Annotated in this window: 10 protein-coding genes; 2 read left to right on the forward strand and 8 right to left on the reverse strand. The window is 47.8% G+C overall.

From position 1 onward, the window contains the following. Positions 1-151: 151 nt before the first annotated feature. Positions 152-1,171, forward strand: a complete 1,020-nt coding sequence (locus IEX10_RS13025; protein WP_188675970.1) for an IS110 family RNA-guided transposase — start codon at positions 152-154, stop codon at positions 1,169-1,171. A 306-nt stretch (positions 1,172-1,477) separates the two neighbouring features. Here the strand turns inward: IEX10_RS13025 and IEX10_RS13030 are convergent, their stop codons facing one another. From IEX10_RS13030 to IEX10_RS13060, 7 genes are all read right to left on the reverse strand, one after another. Then, on the reverse strand, positions 1,478-1,747 hold the full coding sequence (locus IEX10_RS13030) for a hypothetical protein (RefSeq protein ID WP_188675971.1): 270 nt from the start codon (positions 1,745-1,747) through the stop codon (positions 1,478-1,480). 110 nt (positions 1,748-1,857) lie between these two features. Continuing rightward, positions 1,858-3,756 (reverse strand): UvrD-helicase domain-containing protein, encoded by a 1,899-nt coding sequence (locus IEX10_RS13035; protein ID WP_188675973.1) that lies wholly within the window; start codon positions 3,754-3,756, stop codon positions 1,858-1,860. Beyond that, positions 3,749-5,716, reverse strand: a complete 1,968-nt coding sequence (locus IEX10_RS13040) for an ATP-dependent nuclease (protein ID WP_188675975.1) — start codon at positions 5,714-5,716, stop codon at positions 3,749-3,751. The genes IEX10_RS13035 and IEX10_RS13040 overlap by 8 nt, the downstream gene beginning before the upstream one ends. 201 nt (positions 5,717-5,917) lie before the next feature. Next, entirely contained in the window at positions 5,918-8,020 is a 2,103-nt protein-coding gene (locus tag IEX10_RS13045; RefSeq protein ID WP_188675978.1) for a DUF4238 domain-containing protein, read from the reverse strand. Positions 8,021-8,125: 105 nt separating this feature from the next. Further along, positions 8,126-9,013: a RipA family octameric membrane protein gene (locus tag IEX10_RS13050; protein ID WP_188675981.1), complete on the reverse strand. Its 888-nt coding sequence runs from the start codon at positions 9,011-9,013 to the stop codon at positions 8,126-8,128. Positions 9,014-9,044: 31 nt separating this feature from the next. Then, complete coding sequence (locus IEX10_RS13055) at positions 9,045-9,464, reverse strand: TIR domain-containing protein (RefSeq protein WP_229678546.1); 420 nt, start codon at positions 9,462-9,464, stop codon at positions 9,045-9,047. 536 nt (positions 9,465-10,000) lie between these two features. Next, a complete protein-coding gene (locus tag IEX10_RS13060; protein WP_188675984.1) occupies positions 10,001-10,816 on the reverse strand; it encodes a DNA adenine methylase in 816 nt (271 codons plus the stop codon). A gap of 299 nt (positions 10,817-11,115) precedes the next feature. Here IEX10_RS13060 and IEX10_RS13065 point away from each other — a divergent pair, with 299 nt between their 5' ends. Beyond that, on the forward strand, positions 11,116-11,646 hold the full coding sequence (locus IEX10_RS13065) for a thermonuclease family protein (RefSeq protein ID WP_229678547.1): 531 nt from the start codon (positions 11,116-11,118) through the stop codon (positions 11,644-11,646). A 17-nt stretch (positions 11,647-11,663) separates the two neighbouring features. Here IEX10_RS13065 and IEX10_RS13070 read toward each other — a convergent pair whose 3' ends face one another. Further along, the gene (locus IEX10_RS13070) at positions 11,664-11,939 is read right to left on the reverse strand and encodes a hypothetical protein (protein WP_188675987.1); all 276 of its coding nucleotides are present in this window, start codon (positions 11,937-11,939) and stop codon (positions 11,664-11,666) included. Between the last annotated feature and the right edge of the window lie 56 nt (positions 11,940-11,995).

Genomic DNA, 11,995 nt, shown 5'->3' on the forward strand with positions numbered 1-11,995 from the left:
AGACACGAGGACTCGTAGCGAATGACTTCATTCTACTCTTTGTGTTGAGGTCACCGCCCAAACCTGATGGGGTGGATGGCTCCTGCTCCAACCAGCGTTGCCATGCGCTATAACGCGGGTGTCATAATCAGCAAACGAGAGGAGCCATCCCATGCAAGTTACAACAATCGGTGTCGATCTGGCCAAGACCATTTTTCAGGTTCACGGGATCACTGAACATGACGAAGTCGCTTTCAACCGACCTTTGCGGCGCGCTCAGGTGTTGCCTTTCTTCACGCGGCTCGATCCTTGCCTAATCGGCATGGAAGCCTGTTCCACAAGCCATTACTGGGCACGCGAGCTGAGCAGGCTGGGCCATGAGGTTCGGCTGATCCCGCCCATGTATGTCAAACCTTATGTGAAGCGTGGCAAGTCAGACGCTATCGACGCCGAAGCAATCTGCGAGGCTGTCACCCGTCCTACGATGCGGTTTGTTGAGATCAAGTCGGTTGAACAGCAGGCGCTGCTATCCCTGCATCGCGCGCGCAATCTCATGGTTCGTCAGCGTACGCAGCTGGTCAACGCCTTGCGCAGCATGTTGGCAGAGTTTGGCGTGTATATTGCCAAAGGCATCGCACGTATCATCAGTTTTTCGCAGGGCGTGTTGGCTGGCACCAAGTTGGCACTCCCCGAGATCGCGCAAGACGTAGTTCATAATCTGTGCGGGCAGTTGGACGTTTTGCACGGACAAATGCGTTGGTATGAAACGCGTCTGAGGCTTGAAGCCAAACGCGATCCCCGGATCAAACTTTTACAAACCATTCCCGGCGTTGGTCCTGTAACGGCCTCTGCCATTGCTGCGAGTATCGGTAGCGGGCATCAGTTCAAGAATGGCCGTGAATTTGCGGCGTGGCTGGGTTTGACGCCGACAAACCGATCAAGCGGAGGAAAAGAACGATTGGGCCGGATCACCAAAATGGGCGACCAATATTTGCGCCAATTACTTGTCGTAGGAATGACGTCGCTCGTCAGGCAGACAAAATCCCACCCAGAACGGGCGAACAAATGGCTCACCGCACTTTTGGAACGTAAGCCTGCGCGCTTGGCAACTGTCGCAATGGCGAACAAAACAGCACGGATCGTCTGGGCGGTTTTGACAAAGAACGAGCCGTACATGCCTCGAACAACCTGAAAGAATTTTAGGAACACGAGATAGCAAGACCTGCGAAATGATGGTGCAAAAGTCAGCCGCCAAAACCAAGACACCCCGCCGAACGGCTCGGGCATTATAGCCCGCAAAGCTGATAGGGACTTGGTTTGCGGAACCCTTCAGGGCCAGCGGTCAAAACCGCGCAAACAGGCCGGACACATGACTGCTTCTGACAAAAGCACAAAATCATATCAAAAATGTCTTGCTATGCAGGGGCCATCCACACAAGCCATTCGCCCTTATAGCCATCGCCGCAGTGCAGCTTTCGTTGAGCAGACATTGCGGCGCCTACCATTCGTCGTTGCGCACCCGGACATCATGGAGAATTGCCCAAACGTAAGCAGGTCCACGAACGATACTTTGAACGGCGCCTGGGCCATCAAATGGCGCATTCTCGAGTCCCTTGGCAAAGTTGCCTTTGCTCAAGTTGTACTCGGTCCTACTGACCCGAAGCACATCGCCTGACACGGTGAACGTAAACAGTTTTCCAGTCTTTGTATGAAAGGTATCTCCCTCAAGGGAGCGAATACGTTTCCAGACTTCTTCAATGCTTTTCATAGCTATACTCCTTAACGTTGTGCTCGCGTAGTATCGGCCCTTAGCGGACCTTCGAACCTAAATGTTTTCTGCAGCGCAATAGCTTTACTATTCGATAAACTTTATGGTCGTTAAAGTTCTAAAATTTCCCATCTGTGTACGTCGCGTAGTTTTGCTCTAAGCTCATTTGATAGATGGTCCGCGTGGATAGCCATACAAACAAGATGTCGTGGACGACTTGCTCCAACAAAAAGCCTTCGCATTCGCTCAATATTGCGCTTCCCTGTAGGGGCGCTATCAATGTCGCCCGATAGGTAGGGCAACATCTTTTCCAGATCAAAGTCATGATGCTTGGTCTCTAGTACGAGTGTAGCGTCGTGCGTCTCACCCTTTACGGAATGAATTGTGGCTACTTCTATCTCTCGGCCATTCGTCGATCTAAATTTATTGTTGGTAGCCATAGACTTTGACGCGTGCTCACTTTCGGCATAATCGAAAAATTGCCCAGTGCTGGTTGCCTTTATCGTAGGAATAACATCCTGAATGTCTCTAGTTTGGGCAGTCCAATTTTCTGAAGTTCCCGCGCCATCTAGCAGCAAGCTGGCAATTGCGCGCCTGAAAGTGCCATAGTTTACATGTGACTTTAGATGTTGATCCAATTTGCTACGCGAATTGATTGCGTTACCGTCAGATCTCAGCATCACAACAATGCCGTCCAGTATTTTCTTGTAAATGACCGCGCCCTCCACGCATCCATCGACTTCAAGTATCTCAATCAAACGCGTTGGTTTATCTATTGAGGTAGATTTGCCTTGATTAAAGTCAGCCCAATATTTTTCTATGTGACCTTGCTGCCCATTAGATGCACCAACGGCCTTTATTTGCTTCCAAGTACCCTCCGGATCGCACTTGGCAACCAATTCGGAGAAGGCGTTCAACACATTTTTTTGCGTCGTGTCATCGAAAACAAATATTGTATGAGGATGTGCCGAATAGGCATCAGGCCTTTCGGACTGGATTTCGCCAATTCTATTGTAGCTTAACCTCGTAATCTTTTGCGAGATAGAGCTGCCAAATCGGTGTGTATTTTGAATAGTGTGAAGCGTCGTTGAGTTATTATAGCTCGCGTTCGGTTGACCGCCACCGATGCCGTCAAATATTGCTTGATCTGGGTCGCCTAGCCGCTGCAAGAGCACATCACTATCGTGGATGATCTTCTGCAGTAAATTGTCCTGATGCAGTTGGGTGTCCTGCATTTCATCCACAATCCAGCATGGGAAGCGGGTTGCCAAAATAGAAGGCAACTTTGTATTTTGATCAATAGCACGATCTGCGATTGCGTACATATCCCTGTAATTAAAAAGGCCTTCTTCCATCATTTTGGTTTTGAGGGAACACAGCATTTTGCGCCGATCAGAGTGACTTGATGTCGCTGACTCCACTTTGGAACCATTTAATCGATGGAAAGTCAGGTCCAAATTTTCACTCGAGAAATGAAGTGTCCCCAAGCAGGATCGAATTTCATCATTGGAAGCGCCCGACAGTTCCCTTTTTAGATTTCTATACAATCCACGAAGGTCGCTATTATTAGCGAGAATCTTCCCAACAAAATTTTTGGCGACATCTCCGTCCGAGAATGAAGTGAACGGATATTTTCCACGAACTTTAGGCAGGCCCAAAAATTTATTTACAAATTCTTGAATGGTGCCGATGAAATGCGGATAGGATAGCAACCGTTCTCCTGCAGGGTGCAAGGTCATCTTTTCAATGATTTCGTGTTTAGCGACGTTGGTATGAGTAAGAACGCATACGCCCTTGTTCCTATGCTCCCACTTTTGAGCTAACAAAATTAGCTTAGTGGCAACAAGTGTAGTTTTCCCGCTGCCTGGACACGCCTGCACGTCCATCCAGCCCTTAATAGCGTCTCGTCGTTTAAGATCAAATTTCCATGCACCACCTCCCGAGTTATCACCAGAAAAGTAGCTCTCCAAGGCATCGATGTCTGCTTCAGAAATCCTCATACTATCCATTATGATCTTCCGAGACTGAATAAACATCACTTCCGTCTTCTGCAGCGGCCGCCGCGCAAGCCATCACTGCGGATGCAACAGAGGCTTCGGGCGGCACGTTAGTATCAGAATGCTCTTCGGTCACGTGATCGATGGCTTCAAGGATGTATTTAGGGAGCCGACTTCGGAGCCGACCTGCGCCTCCCTGTTTCGAATAATTGCGGGTTAGTTCGCTTGATAAGCTATATGCAAGTTCTGTTTTTTTGCTTGAGCTTTCAATCTCCTTATAAAGAGCTACGGCACGCTCTTCAGGGTCTTCAGGAAGATCCGCAAGCTTGCAGTTCAACGAAGTCGCGATTTCCGAATGCAAGCCCGATTTGATCAAACAATATTCAAAGGTCCACTCATCGGAAACCTGCACTCTTACATTTTGTTCATGAATTCCTTTTTGGAGGGTCTCAATTTTGGAGGGGACTTGATCCGCTTTTGTCGGATCTAGCCAATATGCCAGATTGCCTCCGCGACCGTTCTTATTTGGCTTCTTCCTCTCTTTAAAACCATGAGGATTGCCATCTGTTTCTTCAGCTGAAGCAGGCCACAGATCCAAATCACGTAACACAGCAACTTTAATCGGCATAACTGGGCTACCATCATCAATATTCTTTCGCAGAAAGATTTTTGCGAACCTCGCAAATGCGGTACTTCCAACGTTTACGATACTGACGCCGTAGTCTTCTAAATTCCGCCCCAATAGTTCGGCAATCGTTGGCAAAAGTATAGCCTCGGCATCACCTTCAACGATGAGAATGCCTCTAGCGAAGAATAAGTTGGCTTTGGTCACGTCGAGGAATTTTTCAAGAAAAACATAGTCATCTTCATCAAGCAGGGTTTCACCTTTTCGCAACGGAAAAGCTCTCCCTTCATTCATTATGATAACGCTCTCTAGCGGTGCTTTTGAAGCTAGGTTTGGGCTATGTGTTGTCAAAAAGATTTGTGGACCCTGCTTATCGCCTTCGGACTGCCAGTTTTTGAGATATTGAAGGAACTTCATTTGTAGCTGCGGATGGAGGTGAGCTTCCGGTTCTTCGATTAGTAATAGCGGAAACTGTCCTTCTTCTTGTTTTAATAAAAGCAACTCAGTAGCCATAAACAAAATATTGTTATAGCCGAGGCCTTGGCGGGGCGTATCCGTATCAAGAACTAGGTTTAGTCGCTCAAGAATATCTGAAAACGAGCGAGTTTTTTCCGTCTCATTCATCTCTGAGAACGGCTTATCTCCGGTCATCTGAATTGAAGGATTGAATGGCGTGTTTTTAAAAGAAAGTTTCTTTACCAGTTCAGCAATGTCAGTCTGATTTTTTGTAATGCTTGAATTCTTTTTAAAAGAGCTGCTAGCTTGAATGAACACTTCCAGAAGAGCCTTGAAATCATCAGTATCTGGTCGCAACTCTACTTTGGATGCAAGTATTTGTGCGAGCCTCGAAGAACGGCCCGATGAAAGTTCCTGCTCCGCGTCACGCAATGGCTTTAGATAGGTTGCTGACAAATAGTCCCGAATTTCCCGCTCGATCTGAGGGCCGCTGCCATCAAGTCCGGATCTAAACTCAGTTTGTATGAATCTGGTGCCGCGCCTTAGATTGTTTGTTAGTTTCGCGGACAGTTTCATATGAAGAACGCTACTACGCTCCTCACCGTTAGTTTTCTTATGGGTCAAGTGTTCCACGAAAATGGATGCTTGCTCGACCGTAATTCCATCAAATTCTAGTTCGATACTGAATTCATTAGATGGCGAATTGAAATCGTCTTCTTTAACACGATTCCATTCGGCAGAATTCGTATCTAGCGCCAATCGAATGGCATCTATCAGCGCTGTTTTTCCGGAGTTGTTTTCCCCCGCGATAACATTCAACCTCGGGTTTAACTTCAATTTTATAGATGAGAATAGACGGAAATTTCTGATTTTTATATTAGATAAATACAATGCAAAACTCCAAAATATTGGGGCAATGTAACTGCATTGATTATTTTGGCAAATGATTCAAATTTTCAGCCGCAGCGAATGACCGCTTCCCGCCGAAAATGGTGAAACGCTGCATCGCAGAAATCGACACTTCTGGCGGAATGCTGACATTCGCTGCGGGCGCGAGTTAGCTATAGGGCTAGGGCGAAAGCCGACATTCATTCAGTGTCGCGGCGCTTGTGCGTTCAGACGCATATTCAAGCGGTTGTCACCTGATGTGTGGATATACAGAGAGCCATCATCTAGTTGATCAGGAAAAACGCCTACCTCAAACAGTAGGCGCTCAAAGTGGCGATTTATAAAGTAAGTCGCTTCAAACTCCTTCCAACCATCAATTTGATCAATGAACATCGACATATCCGCCGCAAACAAATCTGCCCATTTCAGAAGTTCCACCTGCGACAACCGCGTAAGCAGCACTGTTTCGGGGTTTTTAGGGCCGATAAATCTTGACTGTGCAGCCAGTACACGAGTGATCGCACTAAGGAAGGAAGAAACCGAGCTTGCACAACACTGAAAGAGTTTCTCATGGTCCCCATCCAATTCATAGGCTAGGCCAGCTCCGCGTGTAAGCGCTATCACGGCCTCTAGCTGGTCAACGGCGAGGTCTGAATAAAAAGAGAGCATATCCACGGTAGGAATAGTCGTCGATATTGAGAAGTAGGTCGAAAGCAACGTATCGTTGTACTGCGCTAACCACCCTTCATATTCGTCTTTGTGCTTAAAGCGCACGGTATCAGGAAATTTATTGCTCACAATGCTGTTAAAGGTAACAGTGCCAAGGCAATTCAAAAGCAGCGAAACTGCCGCGTCTTTGTGGTCAACAATCTCGCTTACGAAGTCTTCTGCGAGATATGCCTTCATGACTAGATGAGTTTTTTGGCCATCTAGTCTGTGCACCAAAATTGGAAGGGCCACTCCGTTGGCGTTGCTAACTGTTGAGTTACGCTCCACACTTCGAAGTCCGTCACCACGATCCAATTCTGCGATGGCTTTCTCGTAGTCTACGGCAAAGGTTATGCCATCAAGGTTCTTCACATCGCAAATGGCCGCATAAGCCAAAACTACTTCATTTACAGCGTTGGCAACCTTCTGGGCGTATTCTTGATCAGCAAAATCTTTGAGCGAAACCGAATAGGAAAAGTCCTTTGAGCCTTCTGCAACGGAGGCCTCTGATCTTATGCCGTGCTCATCGTCAGAAGCTTCAGCAACGAAGTTCTCAATGGCTCCACGTATAGCTGATGAGGTCAAGCCTGAAACTGTTTCGCGAGCCTTATGTCCTAAATCACTTAGGTCTTTTTCTGTCTTTTCTTGGAGTTGATCCGAAAGGTAAAAAGAAAAGCAACTTTCTACCGCATGGCGCGTGTATTGCTGAGCTTGTTCTGACCAATCTTGCTTGCCACTGCCAACAATAACCTTCGTCGGTGAAAGCGGTAGAATAACGCATACTGTGCTTTTGGGGCTGGCGAGCAGATACGGCCCCCAACCATTTTCATCTTTTGCGATGGCGACACAGTCTGCCAACGGCGCATCATTTTCGGCAATTTTGACTACCTGCCAAGTCAGCGCTTCCAATTGTCGCTTTCGCTCCATCGGAACTAATTGGTCTTGAAGGATTTTAGTGTGAGCTGATTGCCCCATCCCCGTGAAATTTTTCTCAAACACAGTAACCCAGTCCGCGAACTGTTCGATTGCGTTGGCGTGCAGTAAGTCAAAGTCTTCTCGTATGCCAAAGTACAAGAGGCGCACAATTGCTTTGGTTGAAATGTTGGTCATTAGATGAAAGCCACGCTTCTCGAACTCCTCAGTGGCCATCGCGGCAAATTTACTAGGAACGCGGTGTTTGAGCAGCCTTATGCCATCCAGTAATTCAGTTGGGTTATTTATCAGCGTATCAATCGCTGATGCCATTTCCGAGGCTCCAACTCCGATCAATTCTCGTAAGTATGCAGCACGCATCGTCAAATGAGCTACAACTTCGCTTGCATCGCTTGACTTGACCTGAGTGGAAAAATCAGCGCCCCGAAGTTTGTCCACCAAGAACTGTAAGTGCGTCTCATAGTCGGTAATCAGGTCATCTAACGTTGGAGAACCATCAAGTGACGGTTTAGAGTAAAAATCTCTGGTGGCGGCTGCATCATCGCGTGAAACTGGAACAGGTTTTTTCAAACCGCGCCTATACATCCAAAGCTTGTCGTTTCCGTCATTGATCACGAAGCTTTTCAAAAAGTGCCTTGGGATGAAATGTTGCTTTCGTCCTGCCATCTATTAACCCACCCACTTTTTGCCATAATCAATTAGAAACACTCGAACTGCAAAGCCAGACAGGGAAAATCCGAATTTCTGGGACAACCTCGGGATAACAACTGTTTAGGCAGTATCCGTAGATGGTACCCTCAACGATTTCATCCACTGAAGCGCTCTCGTGAAGGTCTGCTCGACTGTAGTCAAGGCACATTCAAGGTGATTTAAAAAAGGCTCCCAATCGGCGCTCAAAACAATAATCAATAAAGCTATCCACAAAAGATATGAGAATAGGTTAGGCACGTTTTGTTCGGTGCTTGTAAAGGACTGATACTTTTCGTTTCTTGCACCCTTTCCCAACGCGACCCACTCAGCTGCGAATACTTGCGCCCCAAATGATCGCTCTAGTCGATGGATTACCTGAAACTTCCCAGTGTTGAGCTTTCCGTAGTTCTCAATAAGGTTTTTCCATGACCGGCACATTAAGAGGCCGATCAAGATGGGGAAAACAAGTACGAGAACAGTGCTATCACTAAGAACTTTTTCTTTAGCCAAAAAACCAGAAGCTCCAATGATTGCACCAATTACGGTAATGAAGAATCCGTTTGTAATTTGTCGCCTTTGGATGAGTTGCTCCGAAGACGTTACCATTATCTTATAAAGCTCAAGAAGTTGGTCTAAATCTTCAGTTTGTTCGGCGAAGCATTCATCAAATTCGGAACTAAAATCATAATAGGATTGAAGTTCACCAAAGTTGTGGCAACCAATATCATCGCGGGACAGCAATATGAGATCTTTTTTAAGCTCTGTGGCACGTTCGATTTCCCAAGTTGTGTTTTCGGATTCAGCGCAAGCTTCATTGTCGTATACAATGACAACCTCCGATGATTGCATCATGCTTTCGGCTTGCTGTTGCCACTTGCTGCCATAAGACTTTTTGAGAATTACTAGATCAACATAGATACCGTCAGTGCTCCGCAAAGAAGAAAAGAACACCTTTGCTTCAGTCCTCATACTGGTTCGGTGGATTAGAAATGCGCGCACTTTATCTATGACCTGCAATCAATTGCTTCAGATTGGGCCAAGTCCATTTGTATACTTTGTCGCTTGCCGCAGCAGTTGTCGGCTTTGTACAGCTCTTGCCGGAGTACGCGGCAAGCAAAAAGTACTTCTTTTTTAGTTCTTTAGCTATCCTTATTTCAGCCGCGACACCCTTAGCTGTGTGGGTTTTAGTTCCGCACAACGCTATGACTACATCGATGTTCTCCATCCTTCTGCGTACCTTTTGTTCCCAATCACCCGTCAAGTGTGCTGTGATCGAATTGTCTTTAAAATCAAAAGGGCTATCCGGGTTTTTCGCTTGGCCAGCCAAGTACATCTTTGCAGTGCTATCGTTGTCATAGTCGAAACTTACAAATGCTCTTTTTTTAACCGCCATCATCAAATCCTTATATGCAACGGTCATATTCTATTTGTCCCGTATTAGTCATACAAGGCTATTCGGCCTCGCTTGCTCGAACCAAGCGTCAGCACAAGGTCTGTTCGGATGGTTTCAATCCGCGCTTCTTCACACGCTGCATCGACCATGAACGGCGGCTTTCGGGAAGTGGACAATTGATTTCTGAAAGTGATCAAACGGCAGCTTTGGGCCGTTCGCGGGACTTTGCAAAGATCACCATCTTCGCTTAGCTGCCGTTCTAGAAAAATGCGTTGGATGACCGCTCTTTCGGATTAACTTTTCTGAATTCAAAACCGGCCAGAGTGCTCACGTGGCGGATCCGTTGGCAAATCATCTGGCGGCTCCACACCTAAACGCTCGAGCTCTTCCGCCATAGCAGTGTAGAGTTCCGCTGCCCCCCAGTTCCTATATGACGTAACGCGATCGAAAGCCGCCCTGAAATTCGGCGGGCATTGGTTTGGCCACTTTTTCATTTTTCATCTTCCTGACAGCCCAGACACACACATTGACAGAAACGAATACTGAATCCAACTACCCCAAACTCAAAACAACCCTGCCACCGCCTTCCAGTTCGAGATAATCAACTCCGACGCCTTCCCGTCCGTCCCTTTTTGCGAGATGGTATATTTCAGCCGCACCTCATCGATATAGAACCCATCAAACCATTCGCGGATTTCCGGCTTATCGTTGATCGAAAGCAGGAACTTGCCTTTAATCTTGCCCAAAGTCTCGGCCATGGTTTTGTACTGCTGCCGATCGAACATATCTTTCCCGTAGTCTTTCTCACCGCCAAAATAGGGGGGATCCAGATAAAACAGCGTGCCAGGCGTGTCGTAACGTTCGACCACGTCTTTCCAGTCGAGACTTTCAAAGACAACGCCCGCCAGACGTTCATGGGCTTCTTCCAGGATTGGCCCGAGGCGGGTGAGGTCAAAGCGCGAGCTGCGCGCAGCGGCGACACCAAACACCCCCCTCACCTGCCCGCCAAAGGCTTGCCGTTGCAAATAGAGGAACCGCGCCGCGCGCTCGAGGTCAGTCAGGGTTGAGGGGTCGATCGACCGCAGGCGTTCAAATTCACGGCGAGAGGAAATCTGGAATTTCAAGCAATCCATAAACTGAGGATAATGCCGCTGAAGGATCCGGAACAGGTTGATGATCTCGCCGTTAAAGTCGTTGATGACTTCGCTTTCAGGGCGATAAGCACGGCGCAAAAATACACCGCCCATGCCCACAAAGGGCTCAACATAAGATTTATGTTCAACACCTTCGATGCGCTCGATCAGAGTTTTGGCCAAGGCTTTCTTGCCGCCAAGCCACGGGGCGACGGGCGCGGCTGCGCCAACATAAGTGGTTGTCATTGTTTGTGGACTCACAATAAAGAGGCCCGGCTCACGTGGGCTCGGGCGACGATTCTGAGTTTAGCTCGTCGGTGCAGCTGGTGTGAAGATTGGCTGCATGGTAGGTGGCGTTGGCGCGCCACCTGCCCCCGGTATAAAACCGCGGGCAAGTTCGTTTGTTATGGCGTTCTATTTCGAACGCACGATAGCTTCTGGGTTTGAAGGTTCGCTGTATAACTCAACCAAACATTGACAGCACGGGCACCCTCAATAAACTCTGAGCAAGTATTTTCATTATTTCAAACTATGGAATATTCTTGATGTTAAAATTTCTTCTTCGCCTTTTTAGTCCCCCTAAACTTCCTCCTAGAAAATTTATAAAAAGAAAGGGCAGTTCCTATTCCAGGTCACGTGTTCCCCCGCCCCGTCCTGTCAGCAAACAACGCATGCCCCCCACACTTTCCGGTGCCGATGACCTAAAAGGCAAGTGCTACGTAATTGACGGAGACACTATTTCAATTGGAGGAACACACATTCGACTGGCAGGAATTGACGCTCCCGAGCTGGATCAACCTTGGGGGAAAAAAGCCAAGTTTGCGATGGTCGCTTTATGCAAAGGGCAAATCATCACCGCTGAGGTGCAGGAAGGTCTAAGTTACAACCGTCTCGTTGCAAAATGCACCTTGTCAGATGGCACAGATCTTTCAGCAGCCCTCGTTGAGCAAGGGCTGGCACTCGACTGGTCAAAGTTCTCAGGCGGGGCTTATCGGCATCTTGAGCCGCAAGGTACTCGTAAAAAATTGTGGCGCGTTGCAGCCAAACATAAAGGCAAACTGCGGATCGAAAACTAATATGAATCCCCCTCCCCTCACCGCTTCACCGTCAGCGCCGCAATCACCTGTTTATGGTTTTCCCGCATTTCTTCCCGCAGATCCCTGACGTTGCCGTCGAGCCGCTGGATATGCCCATCGAGATCATCCCGCCGGACGTAGTTGTCTTTGACGTTATCAATCCGCTTGTGCAAATCTCGATCGCCATTTGAGACGCGTCCCGCGAGATTGCGGAACGACGCAATCAAAGCTGTTGCAAAGGTCACGCCGAGGCTGATCCCCAGACCAATCACCCATTTGAGATCAGATTCCATCTGCTGCTCCTTAGTCCACGCAGCCAAAGCGCGCGCATTTCTTCGCTGTTTCTGCG

The sequence above is a fragment of the Neptunicoccus cionae genome (assembly GCF_014643735.1).
GTDB lineage: Bacteria > Pseudomonadota > Alphaproteobacteria > Rhodobacterales > Rhodobacteraceae > Amylibacter > Amylibacter cionae.